Origin of the sequence: Rhizobium johnstonii 3841 (assembly GCF_000009265.1) — a bacterium.
Classification (GTDB): domain Bacteria; phylum Pseudomonadota; class Alphaproteobacteria; order Rhizobiales; family Rhizobiaceae; genus Rhizobium; species Rhizobium acaciae.
Map to the genome: position 1 here is coordinate 1,753,362 of NC_008380.1, position 17,104 is coordinate 1,770,465.

The 17,104-nt window shown below is 60.3% G+C and carries 16 protein-coding genes; 12 read left to right on the forward strand and 4 right to left on the reverse strand.

Annotated elements, in window-relative coordinates; translation table 11 throughout:
• The first annotated feature begins 8 nt into the window (after positions 1–8).
• Together RL_RS08690 and RL_RS08695 are read left to right on the forward strand one after the other, a co-directional pair.
• The gene (locus RL_RS08690) at positions 9–239 is read left to right on the forward strand and encodes a DUF1127 domain-containing protein (protein WP_028741400.1); all 231 of its coding nucleotides are present in this window, start codon (positions 9–11) and stop codon (positions 237–239) included.
• Positions 240–334: 95 nt separating this feature from the next.
• Complete coding sequence (locus RL_RS08695) at positions 335–1,165, forward strand: enoyl-CoA hydratase (protein ID WP_011651348.1); 831 nt, start codon at positions 335–337, stop codon at positions 1,163–1,165.
• A gap of 50 nt (positions 1,166–1,215) precedes the next feature.
• Here RL_RS08695 and RL_RS08700 read toward each other — a convergent pair whose 3' ends face one another.
• Entirely contained in the window at positions 1,216–2,052 is an 837-nt protein-coding gene (locus RL_RS08700) for an EamA family transporter (RefSeq protein ID WP_011651349.1), read from the reverse strand.
• Positions 2,053–2,527: 475 nt separating this feature from the next.
• On the reverse strand, positions 2,528–2,851 hold the full coding sequence (locus RL_RS08705) for a hypothetical protein (RefSeq protein WP_011651350.1): 324 nt from the start codon (positions 2,849–2,851) through the stop codon (positions 2,528–2,530).
• Positions 2,852–2,989: 138 nt separating this feature from the next.
• Between RL_RS08705 and RL_RS08710 the strand changes: the two genes are divergently transcribed.
• From RL_RS08710 to pstB, 8 genes are all read left to right on the forward strand, one after another.
• Positions 2,990–3,418, forward strand: a complete 429-nt coding sequence (locus tag RL_RS08710; protein ID WP_011651351.1) for a CoA-binding protein — start codon at positions 2,990–2,992, stop codon at positions 3,416–3,418.
• A 117-nt stretch (positions 3,419–3,535) separates the two neighbouring features.
• A complete protein-coding gene (locus RL_RS08715; RefSeq protein WP_011651352.1) occupies positions 3,536–4,819 on the forward strand; it encodes an O-acetylhomoserine aminocarboxypropyltransferase in 1,284 nt (427 codons plus the stop codon).
• 23 nt (positions 4,820–4,842) lie between these two features.
• Entirely contained in the window at positions 4,843–5,187 is a 345-nt protein-coding gene (locus tag RL_RS08720) for a cupin domain-containing protein (RefSeq protein WP_011651353.1), read from the forward strand.
• 231 nt (positions 5,188–5,418) lie between these two features.
• On the forward strand, positions 5,419–7,548 hold the full coding sequence (locus tag RL_RS08725) for a bifunctional diguanylate cyclase/phosphodiesterase (protein ID WP_011651354.1): 2,130 nt from the start codon (positions 5,419–5,421) through the stop codon (positions 7,546–7,548).
• Positions 7,549–7,903: 355 nt separating this feature from the next.
• Positions 7,904–8,926, forward strand: a complete 1,023-nt coding sequence (gene pstS, locus RL_RS08730) for a phosphate ABC transporter substrate-binding protein PstS (RefSeq protein WP_028741399.1) — start codon at positions 7,904–7,906, stop codon at positions 8,924–8,926.
• A gap of 198 nt (positions 8,927–9,124) precedes the next feature.
• The gene (pstC, locus tag RL_RS08735) at positions 9,125–10,102 is read left to right on the forward strand and encodes a phosphate ABC transporter permease subunit PstC (RefSeq protein WP_011651356.1); all 978 of its coding nucleotides are present in this window, start codon (positions 9,125–9,127) and stop codon (positions 10,100–10,102) included.
• 2 nt (positions 10,103–10,104) lie between these two features.
• Positions 10,105–10,962 carry a phosphate ABC transporter permease PstA gene (gene pstA, locus RL_RS08740; RefSeq protein WP_011651357.1) on the forward strand — a complete coding sequence of 286 codons (858 nt, stop codon included), beginning with the start codon at positions 10,105–10,107 and terminating at the stop codon, positions 10,960–10,962.
• A complete protein-coding gene (gene pstB, locus RL_RS08745; protein WP_011651358.1) occupies positions 10,959–11,765 on the forward strand; it encodes a phosphate ABC transporter ATP-binding protein PstB in 807 nt (268 codons plus the stop codon). Before pstA ends, pstB begins: the two co-directional genes overlap by 4 nt.
• A gap of 15 nt (positions 11,766–11,780) precedes the next feature.
• Here pstB and RL_RS08750 read toward each other — a convergent pair whose 3' ends face one another.
• Positions 11,781–13,025: a cytochrome P450 gene (locus RL_RS08750; protein ID WP_041936249.1), complete on the reverse strand. Its 1,245-nt coding sequence runs from the start codon at positions 13,023–13,025 to the stop codon at positions 11,781–11,783.
• Between the two features lie 59 nt (positions 13,026–13,084).
• The gene (locus RL_RS08755; RefSeq protein ID WP_011651360.1) at positions 13,085–14,500 is read right to left on the reverse strand and encodes a GGDEF domain-containing protein; all 1,416 of its coding nucleotides are present in this window, start codon (positions 14,498–14,500) and stop codon (positions 13,085–13,087) included.
• A gap of 274 nt (positions 14,501–14,774) precedes the next feature.
• Between RL_RS08755 and clpP the strand changes: the two genes are divergently transcribed.
• Together clpP and clpX are read left to right on the forward strand one after the other, a co-directional pair.
• Entirely contained in the window at positions 14,775–15,404 is a 630-nt protein-coding gene (gene clpP / locus RL_RS08760) for an ATP-dependent Clp endopeptidase proteolytic subunit ClpP (protein ID WP_003547334.1), read from the forward strand.
• 303 nt (positions 15,405–15,707) lie between these two features.
• Positions 15,708–16,985 (forward strand): ATP-dependent Clp protease ATP-binding subunit ClpX, encoded by a 1,278-nt coding sequence (clpX, locus tag RL_RS08765; protein ID WP_003547337.1) that lies wholly within the window; start codon positions 15,708–15,710, stop codon positions 16,983–16,985.
• The last annotated feature ends 119 nt before the right edge of the window (positions 16,986–17,104 follow it).

Genomic DNA, 17,104 nt, shown 5'->3' on the forward strand with positions numbered 1-17,104 from the left:
AAGAAGAGATGGCCTTGGAATTAAGCGGGATCCTTGACACACCTCGCGATATCGTTCGGTCGAGACTTCACGGCATGGCGCGTTGGAGCCTGCGGCTGCTGATGACGATCGAGCATCACCTCGAAAAGCGCCGCAGCCGCCGCAAGCTTTTGGAACTCACCGACGACGAGCTTTGCGATGTCGGTCTGACCCGTGCGCAGGCAAGCGCCGAGACATCGAAGTCGTGGTTCTGGTCCTGACAGCAGCGGCCTCTGCCGGGAGTGCGGATCCTGCTCGAAATTTCCGGCGCCTTGTGGCAAAACGTCTGCCTGGAATCGAGCGCAGGGAGAGCATCATGGCCGAAATCGTATCCTTCCGGAAGGACGCCGCCGGAGCGGAAGAGGGCGGCTTGCTGACCCGCTCGCTGCGCGACGGCGTGCTGCGGCTCGTGCTCAACAACCCACCGGCCAATGTGCTTTCGATCGCGCTTCTCGAAGCGCTGCTGGAGGAGCTCGAGACGGCCGGGGCAGAGCCGGATGTGCGCGTCGTCGTCATCGCCTCGACCGGCAATGTCTTTTCCGCCGGGCATGATCTCAAGGAACTGACGGCCCGTCGCGCCGATGAAGATCAGGGTGCCGGTTTCTTCGAAAAGACCTTTCGGCTCGCTGCCGATCTGATGCTGAAGATCACGCATCTGCCGAAGCCTGTCATCGCCGAGATCGACGGGCTTGCAACGGCTGCGGGCTGCCAGCTCGTTGCCTCCTGCGATCTGGCGATCTGCACGGATAGTTCGACATTCTGCACCCCGGGCGTCAACATCGGCCTGTTCTGTTCGACGCCGATGGTGGCCGTTTCCCGTGCCGCGCACCGCAAGCAGGCGATGGAAATGCTGCTGACCGGCGAGACGATCGACGCCTCGACCGCCAAGGATTTCGGCCTCGTCAACCGTATCGTGCCGAAGCAGTATCTGGCGCAGGTGGTTTCCAAATATGCGGCAGTGATCGCCAGCAAGTCGCCGCTGACGCTGAAGATCGGCAAGGAAGCCTTCAACCGGCAGCTCGAACTGCCGGTGGAGGCGGCATATGATTATACCGCCAGGGTGATGGTCGAGAACATGCTGACTGAGGATGCGCAGGAAGGGATCGGCGCCTTCCTCGGCAAGCGCAAGCCGGAATGGAAGGGTTAGAGCCTTTCCTGGTCAGAATGCTGCAATCTGACCAGGAAAGGCTCTAGCGATCACGCCAGTTTCAGAAGCAGCCCGCCGATCGCGATGACGACGCCGGCGACGTAGCGCCAGATGCTGGCTTTTTCCTTGAAGACGGTGATCGAGATCACCAGCGCAAACAGGATCGCGGTTTCGCGCAAGGCTGCGACGGTCGCGACCGGGGCTTTCGTCATCGCCCAGAGCGCCAGTCCGTAGGAAGCGATCGAGCCGGCGCCGCCGATGAGGCCGCGCCACCAGTTGCGGCGAACGTGACGCACCACGGCGAAAGCGCCGCGCTGGGACGCTGCCCAGGAAAACAGCAGCACCGGCGGCAGCAGCGACATCCACAAAGTGTAGGAAATCGCATTGCCGGAGATGCGCGCGCCGATTCCGTCGACATAGGTGTAGCTGGCGATGACGCAGGCATTGGCAAGCGAGAGGATGACGGCGCGGCTGCTGCCGCGCCGCGCCTCGAGGGCGAGTGTCAGCACGCCGGCCGAGATCGTCATCGTACCGGCAAGAGCGCCGCCGGAAAGATTTTCCTTCAGGATGAAACCGCTTGTCGCGGCGATCAGGAGTGGCGCGCAGCCACGCATCAGCGGATAGACGAGGCCGATATCGCCAGCCCGGTAGGCGGCGGCGACCAGCTGAAAGTAGGCAAACTGCAGGATGGCAGAGGCGCCGATGAACGGCCATGCCGAGGCGTGCGGCAACGGCAGGAATGGCAGGAATGGCAGTGCCGAAACCGCGCCGCCGGCCGAGATCAGCGCCGCATCGAGGGACTTATCGCTCCCCGCCTTGATGATGGCGTTCCATGTCGCGTGCAGCAGTGCGCCGAAGAGAACGAGCAGGATGACGTCGAGAGGCAAGGGAGTAATCCGGAAAGGATGAAAGGAGGCGGAACACGCCTCGCCTTCGGCGTTTCAAATTCCTGAAAAGACAACTGGGATTTGCACGAAAACGTACGGCTGTGGTCGTTTATGCGTTCATATGTCGAATAGCATCCTTTCAGTATGTGAACAATGGTGGGGCATTGGAGCAATTTTTACGTGCGCGCGACATACGTTCAATCCATGCGACGTTTTCAACTATGAGATGCTTCTAATGGATACGGGAACAAACGGCAGCATTATCGCGAACAAAAAGAGAAAATACCTCCGGGAATTCGGGAAGCGATTATTCTATGCTGCTGAAATATAGATATTATTCTATAGCTTTGACATACGGGAAAATTAAAGCTTTTGGTTGTGCAATCTTCAGGAAATCGCAGCGCGGAATTGAGCTCAAACCTTTCGCAAACGCGAAAGACGTACAGTTTCGGCGGCTGTCACGACGGCGAAAAAATCAAAGCTGATGATGCGGAACGAAGAGCATCCCGTCAAGGTTGTCGATGCTCTGGCAGTTCAGTACCTGGCAGCGGGGAGTGTCTTTTGAAGGGATATATGTCCATTCCGCATAATCGGTCGCGTCGCAATAATTGCTGTTGCGGACATAGCGATCATAGAGCGGCAAGCCACGCGGGGACTGGTAGCGGAAGATGACGGCGCCTTGATTGTGGATGGCGGCGCGCACGCTGGCACAACTCATGGTGAGCGGATTGTAACGCGAGATCGCCAGCGCCGGCGATGCGGCGAGCACGAGCATGAGGGCAAGAGCGAATTTTTTCATCGAATCATCCTCAAGGATTATCCAGTTCATATATACGGGCCAATTCATATATACGGGAAAGACACGCAGCCGGTTTCACGGAAACGCAAAAAAACATGCCGGCCGTGCAGAAGGGCTTTCGGGAGTGGAGAAGTCGATATGAATCACGACGCCTATACGGATGATTACCTCGCCGGCATCCTGCATTCGGTAAAGACCATCGCGCTGACCGGCGCTTCGCCCAATCCGGCCCGGCCGAGCAACGGCGTCATGGGTTATCTGCTGTCGCGCGGCTACGAGGTCATTCCTGTCAATCCGGGGCAGGCGGGCAAACAGATCCAGGGCCGCACCGTTTATGCCCGGCTCGCCGACATTCCCGTGCCGATCGACATGGTCGACGTATTTCGCGCCTCCGAATATCTGGATGGCGTCGTCGAGGAGGCGCTGGCGCTGAGGCCGCTGCCGAAGATCATCTGGTCTCAACTTGGTGTGCGCGACGATGCGGCTGCGGCAAAGGCGGAGGCCGTCGGCATCCAGGTGGTGATGAACCGCTGCCCGGCGATCGAGTATCCTCGTCTTATTGCCTGAGTTGCGATCCGCTGAGACGGATTTTCCACCGAACGCCCATGGGTTGAAACGGATCGCGATTAACTTTCGCAAGCGACAGGCTATGATCCTGCCCGTCAGCAACAACTGGAGGACGACATGGCCAAGAACGATCCGGGATTCAACACGTTGGCGATCCATGCCGGTGCGCAGCCCGACCCGGCGACGGGCGCGCGGGTAACACCGATCTACCAGACGACCGCTTTCGTCTTCAATGATTCCGATCATGCCGCCGCCCTCTTCGGTCTGCAGGCTTTCGGCAACATCTATACCCGCATCATGAACCCGACACAGGCCGTGCTCGAGGAGCGCGTTGCAGCACTCGAAGGCGGCACGGCAGCCCTGGCCGTTGCCTCCGGCCATGCGGCGCAGATGATCGTCTTCCACACCATCATGCGCCCCGGCGAGAATTTCATCGCTGCCCGCCAGCTCTATGGCGGCTCGGTCAACCAGTTCGGCCATGCCTTCGAGAATTTTGGCTGGCAGGTGCGTTGGGCCGATGCCGCCGATCCGGCAAGCTTCGAAAGCCAGATCGACGACAAGACGCGCGGCATCTTCATCGAAAGCCTGGCCAATCCCGGCGGCACCTTCGTTGATATCGCTGCGATTGCCGACGTCGCACATCGCCACGGCCTGCCGCTGATCGTCGACAATACGATGGCGACACCCTATCTCATCCGCCCGATCGAGCACGGCGCCGACATCGTCGTGCATTCGCTGACGAAGTTTCTCGGCGGCCACGGCAATTCCATGGGCGGCCTCATCGTCGACGGCGGCACCTTCGACTGGTCGAAATCCGGCAATTACCCGATGCTGTCGAGCCCGCGGCCGGAATATAACGGCATGGTGCTGCACGCGAGCTTCGGCAATTTCGCCTTTGCGATCGCTGCTCGCGTGCTCGGCCTGCGCGATCTCGGGCCGGCGATCTCGCCCTTCAATGCCTTCCTGATCCTGACCGGTATCGAGACGCTGCCGCTCAGGATGCAGCGCCACAGCGACAATGCGATCGCCGTCGCCAAATGGCTGAAGGCGCACAGCAAGATCGCCTGGGTGAATTATGCCGGCCTCGACGACGACCCGAACTACGCCCTGCAGCAGCGCTATTCGCCGAAGGGCGCCGGCTCCGTCTTCACCTTCGGCCTCAAGGGCGGCTACGAGGCGGGCAAGACACTGGTCGAGGGGCTGGAGCTCTTCTCCCATCTTGCCAATATCGGCGACACCCGCTCGCTCGTCATTCATCCGGCCTCGACGACGCACCGGCAGTTGACCGACGAGCAGAGGATCGCCGCCGGCGCCGGGCCTGACGTGGTCCGCCTTTCCGTCGGCATCGAGGACGTCAAGGACATCATCGCCGATCTTGAACAGGCGCTCTCGAAGATCTGATATCAGAGGGATCTACGGTGACCATGGCAAATTTCATCACCTTCGCCATCGACGGCGTCGAACCCGAGTTCGGCGCCCCAGAGGCAGACCGGATCATTTCCGGCGACCCACACTTCCGTACCTGGAACCTGGAAGAGGCCGAAGGCGGCCTTTATTCCGGCATTTGGGAGGCGACACCAGGCAAGTGGCGGATCGTCTACGAGGAATGGGAATATTTCAGCCTGCTGGCCGGCCATTCGATCGTGACGGAGGAGGGCGGTGAGCCGGTGCATCTGAAGGCGGGCGACCGGATGATCCTCAGACCCGGCTTCAAGGGAACATGGGAAGTGGTTGAAACGACTCGCAAAGACTATGTGATCAAGGTTTGAGCGGGCCAGCAGACCGACGCTGACGATGGCGGGCCTGTCCCGATTTGCGGCGATGACGGCCCGTCTTTCTGCGAATGGCGGCGCCTCTTTCCCGGATAGCACGCTTTTAACCAAACCCATTAATTGGGCCTACATCGCCAAATGCTATATCTTATCTGCAGCGCATTGCGGACATGATGTCTCCTGCCGTCCCACAGACATGGCCTTGCAATTAATCTTTGCGGAATTTGCATGTCGTCGAATCTTGCAGCCAGGCACGTTCGGACTCAAACGTCTTCCATCATTGCGACAACCGTCTGCTTCATTGTCGTCGCTCTCGTATTGACCGGCCTTATGGCACATGTCGTCGCCACCATGACCCGGTCGGCGAACGAAATCGACGATGCCAGGGCCAGTCGCGCCGCCCGCGCGGCGGTTGCAGCCTTTGTGGCTCGCTTGAGCGGGACAACGACGGACAATGCCATATGGGACGATGCCTATAGTGCTGTCTCATCTCCGACCGCTGCGGATTGGGCCTATGAGAATTGGGGAAAAACCAGCGAGGATTATGCGCTTTATGACGGCGCGATCGTGACCGGCCCTGACGGGTCTTCGATCGTCTCGGCCTATGCCAAAGGCAAGCCCTTCCAGCCGGGCACGTTTTTCGGGGAAGCCTTTTATCAGCAGATCAATGCGGCTGCCGCTCCGGCCAAGGCGCCGGTGATCAATTTCATCAAGACCGAAAGCGGTATAGCGCTGATCGCCTCGCAGGCGATCCAGCCGTTCGAGGCCGCCGCCGAGGTTCCGAAGTTCAGCGTGCTGAGTTTCTACAAGGCGTTTACGTCGGAGGTTCTCGACACTCTCTCCAACGAACATGAACTCGAGGGGCTGAGCCTCGAGACGACGCCCAAGCCGGGATTTTTGAACACGCCGATCACCGACATGAAGGGAGCTGTGATCGGCTATCTCGTTTGGCCGAGCAAAGCGCCCGGAAGCGCCGTGTTTCAGCAAGTCTATCCCTATCTTGCAGCGTCTACCGTCGTCCTTTCGCTATTCTTGATCGGCGTTCTGTTGGTTGGCGCATCCGAAGCGCGGCGCCTGCGCCAACTGGCGCAGACAGCTCGCTTTGAAGCGAGCCATGACAGCTTGAGTGGCTTGTTGAACAGACAGGGGCTTCTCCGCCTGCTGGAGGATCTGGAGAGCCCGGATCCTTCGTCACCGCGGCTTTACTTGGTGGATCTCGACGGCTTCAAGGCGGTCAACGATGCTTGGGGGCATGCGGTTGGGGATGATTTGATCCGGATCGTCTCGAACGCGCTGATGACCAGTCATCCCGAAGTCCTGGCCGCGGCCCGGCTGGGAGGCGACGAATTCGCGCTGGTGCACGTTGGAGGCGCTGCACGCGAAGAGATCGAAGAGGCGATTCTGGCGCTGTTTGCCGAGCCCTTCAAAATTGACGGGCGAACGATCGAAGTTGGCGCAAGCATCGGAGCTGCGGCCCGCGATGGAGACATATCGCCTTTGGAGCTTCTTCGCAGAGCCGACATGGCCCTCTATCGTGCCAAGGCAAATGGCAAAGGTCAGGCGGTTGAATACGACCCCGAACTGGACCGGGAACGCATACGGGTCGCCGAGCTGGAAGGTCTCTTGAAGAACGCCATCGGCAGCGGCGCAATCGAAGCCGCTTTCCAGCCCCTCGTCTCTGCTTCGACCGGCGCCGTCACCGGTCTTGAAGCACTGGCGCGCTGGAAAACTGCAACGGGAAACGTCAGCCCGGAAATATTCATCCCTCTTGCTGAAAGGTGCGGCCTCATCGATGCCCTTGGCGTCCATATGCTGAGAACGTCGATCGGGCATGCCAAGAGCTGGCCCGGTCTGACTTTGTCGGTGAATGTCTCGCCGATCCAGCTCTGCAATCCGGAATTTGCTGCCCAGGTGATCGCGATCCTGCAGGAGCTGGATTTCGATCCTAATCGCCTGACACTGGAAATCACCGAAGGCGTTCTGATGACAAATCCGGATCAGGCCCGTCGGTCGATAGACCAACTCAAGCGCGTCGGCATAAAGTTTGCTCTTGATGACTTTGGCTGCGGCTACGCCAGCATCGGGGCATTGCGGCAGTTTGGGTTTGATCGCATGAAGATCGACCGCTCGCTCGTGTCCGCTCTCGATGTAACCACAAATGGCGCCGATATTCTTCGGGCAACCATCTCCCTGGCGACTGCTCTGCAGATTCCCGTGACCGCCGAAGGTATTGAGAATAGCCGTCAGGCGGCGATCTTGCGAGACGCCGGCTGCGACCAGCTTCAAGGCTATATGCTCGGAAAACCCATGTCGGCATGCGACATATCCAACAGGCTGCGAGAAGAGTCGGCCGCATGATCTCGTAAAGGCCATCGCAGGAATTCGGTAACGGGCACGAGCGGCCCGGTATTTCGAAATCCTGAAAACGACATTTGCAGACATCGCTGCGGCAATCCACCACAGCCATGCGTCAATCTATCCCAATGTTTTTGCTAAGGCTTTGTTAAGTCCGCGATTCAATCAAAAGACCGCAACCGTAGCATTTGAGGCACGGCCTCGTGGTCGGTTGCGACCGTCAAATTCCGTCATCAAACTGTAATAAAACGCGCCTAGCCCGCCTGTTGTGACGGGAATTTCAGCGCCCCAGACAATGGACACCCCCTCCATGGCGCTGGTCTCGTTGTTTTTCAAATCCATTAGGGAAGCGCTTCAAATGCTCACCAACAAACTTCTTTCGGCCTGCCTCGGCGCCGGCCTGGTTGCCGCTCTGGCGGTTTCGGCGTCCGCCGCCGATATCACCGGCGCCGGCTCTACCTTCGTCTATCCCGTCCTGTCCAAGTGGTCTGCGGACTACAACAAGCAGACCGGCGACAAACTGAACTACCAGTCGATCGGTTCGGGCGGCGGCATCGCCCAGATCAAGGCTGCAACGGTTGACTTCGGCGCGTCCGACGCCCCGATGAAGCCGGAAGACCTGACGACTGGCGGCTTCGGTCAGTTCCCGCTCGTCGTCGGGGGCATCGTGCCCGTCATCAACATCAAAGGCATCAAGTCGGGCGAACTGAAGCTCACGGGCAAGGTTCTCGCCGACATCTACCTCGGCAATGTCACCAAGTGGAATGACAAGGCCATCGCCGATCTGAATCCCGGCCTGAAACTGCCCGACAGCCAGATCGCCGTCGTCCACCGTTCGGACGGTTCGGGCACCTCCTTCAACTGGACCAACTACTTTTCCAAGGTCAACGAAGACTGGAAGAGCAAGGTTGGCGAAGGAACTGCCGTCAACTGGCCGGTCGGCATCGGCGGCAAGGGCAATGAAGGCGTTGCCGCTTACGTCACCCGCGTCAAGGATTCGATCGGCTACGTCGAATACGCCTACGCCCTGCAGAACAAGCTGCCCTACGTTCTGATCCAGAATGCCGCAGGCCAGTATCCGAAGCCGAATGCGGAAAGCTTCTCGGCTGCTGCCGCCAGCGCCGAATGGGCCAAGGCTCAGGACTTCTACCTGATCATGACCAATGCTCCGGGCGAAAAGGCCTGGCCGGTGACCGCCACGACCTGGGCGATCATGTACAAGGAGCCGAAGGATGCAGCGCGCTCCAAGGCTGCCTTCGCCTTCTTCAAGTGGGCGCTTGAAAACGGCCAGAAGGAAGCCTCTGCCCTCGATTACGTTCCGCTTCCGCAGACCCTGGTGAAGCAGATCGAGGATTACTGGACAGCCTCGTTCAAGGGCTGATCCTGACGAAACTGCGGTCGGGGCGGGAAGTTTGGCTTTCCGCCCTAGAACAGGATGATTTTAGGCCGACTGGGCCTAAAATCTGAATCCTGTTCTAAATTAAGGGGTTAGAGCATGATGTCACCGAAAACCGCTTACACTTTTCGGCATCATGCTCAAATGCCTTTGACACCCCTCAAAGCAGCAGAGCGTACGGATATGAGCGAAGCAATGGCATCGCTGCCCGCCACAACCGCGGGCGTGAAGCGCCGCGACGGCGCGGCAGGCGATCGCATTTTTTATTGGATGGTTTTGGGCTGCGGCCTGTTTGTTTTGGTCGCACTGTTTGCAGCGGCGTTCTCCATGGTCTGGGACGGGTTTCTCGCGTTCCGGACCTTCGGCTTTGGCTTCCTGACCGGCATGGAATGGGATCCGGTTGCCCAGCGGTTCTCGGGCCTTGTACCGATTTACGGCACGCTGGTCACCTCGGCGCTCGCTATGGTCATCGGCGTTCCCGTGAGCCTCGGTATCGCCGTTTTCATTACCGAAGTTGCGCCGCGCTCCATTCGCGGCCCAATCGGCGGCGCCATCGAGCTTCTCGCCGGTATCCCCAGCATCATTTACGGCATGTGGGGTCTCTTCACTTTTGCTCCCTTCATGTCGGACTACGTCCAGCCGGTGCTGATCGACTGGCTGGGCCCGACCCCGGTAGTCGGCGCATTGTTCTCCGGCGCTCCGCTTGGCATCGGCATGCTGACGTCAGGCATCGTGCTGGCGATCATGATCATCCCCTTCGTCTCCTCGGTCATGCGCGACGTCTTCCTGGTCGTCCCGGCGCAGCTGAAGGAATCGGCCTATGCGCTTGGTTCGACCAAGTGGGAAGTGGTGCGCGACATCGTCATCCCGCACACCCGCACCGCTGTCGTCGGCGGCATCTTCCTTGGTCTCGGCCGCGCGCTCGGAGAGACCATGGCGGTCACCTTCGTACTCGGCAACACCCATAACATCGCGGTGTCGCTGATGGAGCCCGGCACGTCGATCGCTGCGACGCTCGCCAACGAGTTTGCCGAAGCTTCGGATGACCTCTACAGGTCGTCGCTCTCGGCGCTCGGTCTCATCCTCTTCGTTGTCACCTTCATCGTTCTGGCGGCCGCCAAGCTCATGCTGGTGCGCATGGCAAGACAGAGGGGAGAGTAGTCATGGCCACCCATTCGGGTTCCATTTACCGCCGCCGCCAGATCGGCAGCATGATCGCCCTTTCACTCTGCGGCATCGCGACCGTGGTCGGCCTGGTCTTTCTGGTTTGGATCCTCTGGACGACGCTGATACACGGACTGTCCGCGCTCAGCCCCAGTCTCGTCACGGAGATGACGCCGCCGCCCGGCGAAGATGGCGGCGGTCTCGCCAACGCCTTCATGGGCAGCCTGCTGATGGTCGTTCTGGCGGTCATCATCGGCACGCCGATCGGCGTGCTGGCCGGCACCTTTTTGTCGGAGTTCAGCCGCGGCAAGAAGATCGGCGAGGCGATCCGCTTCGTCAACGATATCCTGCTTTCGGCGCCGTCGATCATCATCGGCTTGTTTGTCTATGAACTGGTCGTCCGCCCGACGTCACGCTTTTCCGGCTTTGCCGGCGGCATCGCGCTCGCCTTCATCTTCCTGCCGGTCGTGGTGCGCACCACCGACGAAATGTTGCGGCTGGTTCCGGACGTCATGCGGGAGGCAGCACTTTCGCTCGGCATCCCGCGCTGGAAGGTAACGGTCAACGTACTCTACCGCGCCGCCTCCGCAGGCATCCTGACGGGTATCCTGCTTGCGATCGCCCGCATTTCGGGCGAAACCGCGCCACTCCTTTTTACGGCTCTGAACAACCAGTATTGGAGCTTGGACATGTCGCAGCCGATGGCGAATATCCCCGTCGTCATCTTCCAGTTCGCTATGAGCCCCTATGAGCAATGGCAGAATCTTGCCTGGGCAGGCGCCTTCGTCATGACGGCGATCGTGCTTCTCCTCAGCGTCGGCTCCCGCGCCATCCTCAACCGCAGGAATGCGAAATGATGCTTGAGAACAAAGCCTTCGAACCTCGCCCGGCCCACTCGGCCCCAACAGTCGACAAGATGGCGCTGACCGGCGTCAACTTCTACTACGGCGATGCCCACGCGATCCGCGACGTCACCCTGAGCTTTCCCGAGCGTCAGGTCTCGGCCCTCATCGGCCCGTCCGGCTGCGGCAAGTCCACGCTGTTGCGCATCCTGAACCGCATCTACATGCTCTACCCGAAGATGCGTGCCACCGGCTCCGTCACGCTCGACGGCCAGAATATCCTTGACCCCGGCTATTCGATGAACGAACTGCGCGCCCGGGTCGGCATGGTCTTCCAGAAACCGGTGCCGTTCCCGATGTCGATCTACGACAATATCGCCTACGGTATCCGCCACCACGAGCGCATCTCCAAGGCCGAGATGGATGTCCGCGTCGAGCAGGCGCTGCGCTCGGCAGCGCTCTGGGACGAGGTCAAGGACAAGCTGAAGGGCAGTGGTCTCGGCCTTTCCGGCGGTCAGCAGCAGCGTCTCTGCATCGCGCGTGCCGTAGCACTTCGCCCCGAGGTGCTTCTGCTCGACGAGCCGACCTCCGCCCTCGACCCGATCTCGACTGCCAAGGTGGAAGAGCTGGTCGCCCGGCTGAAGACGGATTTCACCATCGTCATCGTCACCCACAACATGCAGCAGGCAAGCCGCATCTCCGACAACACCGCCTTCATGTATCTGGGCGAACTGGTGGAATACGGCCCGACCGCCGAGATTTTCCAGTCGCCGAAGGTCAAGCGCACGGAAGACTACATCACCGGCCGCTATGGCTGATCCGCGAAGAGTGGATCACCATTGCAGATCCAGCCGGTCCAGCCCGTGGAAATGGTAGACGTCCTTGACCACGGGTGTCTTTGCCATCTTGAGGCCGGCCAGCCGTTCGAACAGGATCGGCAGCACGACGTTGAGCTCGAGCCGTGCCAACGGCGCGCCGATGCAGAAATGGATGCCGGCGCCGAAGGAGAGGTTCGCCGCCTCGTTGCGGTCGGGCTTGAAGGTGAGGGGGTCGGTGAATTTCGCCGGATCGAGATTGGCGGCGGCGAGGATAAGGCTGACCTTGTCGCCGCGCTTGAAGGAGACGCCGTCGATTTCGGCAGGCTCCAGGGCCCAGCGCTGGAAGATATGGACCGGCGCGCAGATGCGCAGGGTTTCCTCGACGGTGCGCTCCGTCGTCGCCTCGTCCCGGAAGAGTTCCGCCGGATCGCAGCCGCTGTCGAGAATGGTGCGCACGGAGTTGCCGATCTGGTGCACGGTCGCCTCATGCCCGGCATTGAGCAGCACGATCGTCGTCGAGACGAGTTCCTCCTCGGTCAGATACTGGCCCTTGTGCTCGGTATGGATCATGTGGGTCAGCAGGTCGTCGCGTGGGGTCGCGCGGCGTTCCGTGATCACCGTCTTGACGTAGTCGGAAAATTCCTTGGCCGCCCGTTCGGCCTCTTCTTCCTGCTCGCGCGTGCGGCCGAACATGTACATGCGGACATAGGCGTGCGACCAGGCGAGCAGCTGCGGCCCCATCTCCTCGGGAATGCCGATCATCCGGGCGATCATCGTCACCGGGATGATGTCGGCAAAGGCCGAGAGCAGCTCGACCTCACGCTTCTCCGCGAAGCCGTCGATCAGCCGGTTGGCGAGTTCGGCAAGTTCCGGCTTCATCTTCTCGACATGGCGGGAAACGAAGGCGCGGTTGACGAGCGTGCGCAGCCGCGTGTGCTCGGGCGGTTCGAGTTCGAGCAGGGAATAACGTTCCGAGAGATCGAAACTGGCAAGATGCGGCATCGGCTCGGCAAGGCCGAGCTCCTCGCGGCTGGCGATATGCAGGATCTGCCGGCCGAAGCGGCGGTCGCGGAGCAGGCCGTTCACATGGTCGTAACCCGTAAAGAACCACTGCTTCTGCTCGCTCCAGTAGAAGGTCGGGCAATGGGCATGAAGTGCGGCATAGACGGCATTCGGGTCGCCGTAGAAGGCCGGGTTGCGGCTATCAAGCGAGACATGACGGTTGGCGCGGTCGATCGAGAGAAAGGATGGGATCATCATGCCCCGAGGCTTAGCGGATTTGCCGGGCCTCGGGAAGATGTGGGGCAAGCGATCCCGGACTACCCGGCGCGTGACAGTGTACGCATGCGTCGCAGCGCTTCGACCTGGTCGTCGACCGTCGGCACGAGTTCGCCGGCAGTGCTGCTCGGCGTGGCTGGTGCAGGGGCTGCGGCCTCCGCTTCGCCGAATGTGACCGTGCAGTTGCGGCCGGCGGCCTTTGCCGCATAGAGCGCCCGGTCGGCGGCCGAGATCAGCTTGTCGATATTGGCTTCGATCGAGGAGGCGAGCGCGATGCCGATGCTGACGGTGACCGGAACGATCGCTTCGCCGGTGCTGACGGGAAGACGGCAGAATTCGGTGCGGATCGCTTCGGCGATCGCCTCGGCCTCCGTCTGGTCCGCGACGGCGGCGAAGGCGGCGAATTCCTCGCCGCCCATGCGGCCGAAGATGTTGTTCGGAATATACTGGCGGGCCATGCGCGCGAAGGCGGTCAGCACGGCATCGCCGGACTGGTGGCCGAAACGGTCGTTGACGCGCTTGAAATGGTCAAGATCGAAAAGGATCACCGCAACCTGGCGCTGCTCGTTATGAGCACGTTCCTGGATGCCGTCGAAATAGCCGAGCAGGCCGCGGCGGTTGAGCACGCCGGTCAGCGAGTCGGTCAGGGTGAGGGCACGCAGGTGCCGTTCGGAGCGCTCCATGATCAGACGGCAGGTGAACGCGAAGGCGATGGTCAGCAGGAAGGCGCTGGCCATGGCGGAGGCGCCGCCAAGATTGGTCGCCTCGATATCGCTTGGCATCGTCAATGCCATCGTCAGCGCCGAGCCGAAGCACAGGCAGCCCTGGAGGATGAACACACCCATCAGCTTGATGCGGGTACGCTCACGGCGCATGTCGCCGGCGGCGACCGCCATGGCGAGTGCCGTCGCACCCGTCGCCGAAGCAAGGTTGTAGAGCACCACCCGGTTTGAATAATCGCTGTTGACCCAGGGCAGGAATACACCGGCGAGCCAGATTGCCGGCGGCAGCAGTGCCCACCATTCGATCCGCTTGCGGTCGAGTGCCAGAAAACCAGCCACCCAGGCGCTCTGGCCGAGCAGGGCGATGGCATTGCCCGCCTCTACTGAAAGCACGCTGGGGATTTCGCCGCGCAGCGCGACCATCGCAAAGCCGATGCCGGTCAGGAGGAAGCCCAGGCCCCAATAGAGATAGGCCTCGTTCCTGACATTGTGGCGCCAGGCGACGAACAGCACCAAAGCGAGCGTCATGGCCTCGGAACACCAGATGGCGAGACCTGTAGCGAAATTGAACACGGCAGCAACCCCTTGTCTGTCCGTTCGCATCCTTGCCGAGGAAGCTCGCCACTTCCTTAATGTCGCTGCGCTGCGGCATTGTTTTAGGCCGATATCTGCCGGTAGGCTTTCCGTCGGGTAAACGTGTATGAGCACAGTCGAATAGAATAAGCCTTCCTTCATCCTGTCATGGAGAAAAGCCGGGGGAGACCGTACCAAGGGCTCGCCGTTAACAGGCGTTTGAGGGAATGAGGCTCAATGCATGTCGCCCGGAAGTGTGCAGCGGTTCCGGGATAACGACATGCATGAAAAGAAGGAGCTTAGCCGCCTTGGCCCGCCTTCTTAACGTTATCCGCAGGCGTGTCTTGAAGAGGAGGGCCGGGACACTCTATGTAGGGGTAAGATATTTTTCTTTGATTCCCGGCGCCGGCCGGCGAGACGCTGACAAAGGACGCACATGAGAAACCCAGTCGATACCGCAATGGCCCTCGTTCCGATGGTCGTGGAACAGACCAACCGCGGTGAACGCTCCTACGACATCTATTCCCGCCTGTTGAAGGAACGCATCATCTTCCTGACAGGTGCTGTCGAGGACCATATGGCGACGCTCGTCTGCGCCCAGCTGCTTTTCCTCGAGGCCGAAAACCCGAAGAAGGAAATCGCCCTCTACATCAATTCTCCCGGTGGCGTCGTCACCGCCGGCATGGCGATCTACGATACGATGCAGTTCATCAAGCCCGCGGTTTCGACGCTCTGCATCGGCCAGGCCGCATCCATGGGCTCGCTGCTTCTCGCGGCCGGCCACAAGGACATGCGCTTTGCCACGCCGAATTCCCGCATCATGGTGCACCAGCCCTCGGGCGGCTTCCAGGGCCAGGCTTCGGACATCGAGCGCCACGCCCGCGACATCCTCAAGATGAAGCGCCGCCTGAACGAGGTCTACGTCAAGCACACCGGCCGCACCTATGAGGAAGTTGAAAAGACGCTCGATCGTGACCATTTCATGGATGCGGACGAAGCCCAGAGCTGGGGCGTGATCGACAAGGTTCTGACGTCGCGCCTCGAAATGGAAGGCGAACAGGCCTAGTAATTAATAGGGATGGTGTTTTCCTCGCCACAGTTCTATCCCATTTGTGATTGAACAAGGGCTTTCATCCGGCGACGAAGACGCTAATAGTAACTATTAATGCTATGTTGAATTTTTATGACATAGCATTCGGCGTTCGAAGGGGAATTCGTTGCCGCCGGGGCCAGGACATGATTGGTTGGGCCCGGTTCGTACCCCCTGAAGCCCTTCTCGGCAAAGGCTCCGGAAACGGAGTGCCGCCAGGAGCTGATAGAGTGGACCGCGATTTCGCCTTGAAATGCGGCGTGCTGGAAGGAAAGTGATATGAGCAAGGTCAGCGGCAGCAACGGCGGCGACTCCAAGAACACTCTTTATTGTTCGTTCTGCGGAAAGAGCCAGCACGAAGTCCGGAAACTGATTGCCGGACCGACCGTCTTCATCTGCGATGAATGCGTCGAATTGTGCATGGACATCATCCGCGAGGAGAACAAGTCCTCGATGGTCAAGTCCCGCGACGGCGTTCCGACGCCCCAGGACATCATCAAGGTCCTCGACGAATACGTCATCGGCCAGCGGCAGGCGAAGAAGATCCTGTCGGTTGCCGTTCACAACCATTACAAGCGCCTGGCGCACGCCTCCAAGAACGGCGAAGTCGAGCTGGCGAAGTCGAACATCATGCTCGTCGGCCCGACCGGCTGCGGCAAGACCTATCTTGCCCAGACGCTCGCCCGCATCATCGACGTTCCCTTCACCATGGCTGATGCGACGACGCTGACCGAGGCCGGTTATGTCGGCGAGGATGTCGAAAACATCATCCTGAAGCTGCTGCAGTCGGCCGACTACAACGTCGAACGTGCGCAGCGCGGCATCGTCTACATCGACGAAGTCGACAAGATTTCGCGCAAGTCCGACAACCCGTCGATCACCCGTGACGTCTCGGGCGAGGGCGTGCAGCAGGCGCTGCTGAAGATCATGGAAGGCACGGTCGCTTCCGTTCCGCCGCAGGGCGGCCGCAAGCACCCTCAGCAGGAGTTCCTGCAGGTCGACACGACGAACATCCTGTTCATCTGCGGCGGCGCTTTTGCCGGCCTCGACAAGATCATCTCTGCCCGTGGCGAGAAGACCTCGATCGGCTTTGGCGCTAGCGTCAAGTCGCAGGATGACCGCCGCGTCGGCGAGGTCCTGCGCGAACTGGAGCCGGAAGACCTGGTCAAGTTCGGCCTCATCCCCGAGTTCATCGGTCGTCTGCCGGTTTTGGCGACGCTCGAGGACCTTGACGAGGATGCGCTGATCCAGATCCTGTCCGAGCCGAAGAATGCGCTGATCAAGCAGTATCAGCGGCTGTTCGAGATGGAAGACGTGGAACTGAACTTCCACGAGGACGCTCTGCGCGAAATCGCCCGCAAGGCGATCGTACGCAAGACCGGCGCCCGCGGCCTTCGCTCGATCATGGAGAAGATCCTGCTCGACACGATGTTCGAACTGCCGACGCTGGAAGGCGTGCGCGAGGTCGTCATCTCCGAGGAAGTGGTGCGCGGTTCGGCCCGTCCGCTTTACATCTATGCCGATCGCCAGGAAGAAAAGGCCAACGCTTCGGCGTGACCCTTCCGGCTTTCGTGTGATTATTTTGGGGGCTTGCCATTGGCAGGCCCCTTTCTATTTGAAAAACCATGCGAAGCGCTGTTAGTATTTGCCGGTGGGAACCGAAATTGCCTTTGCCG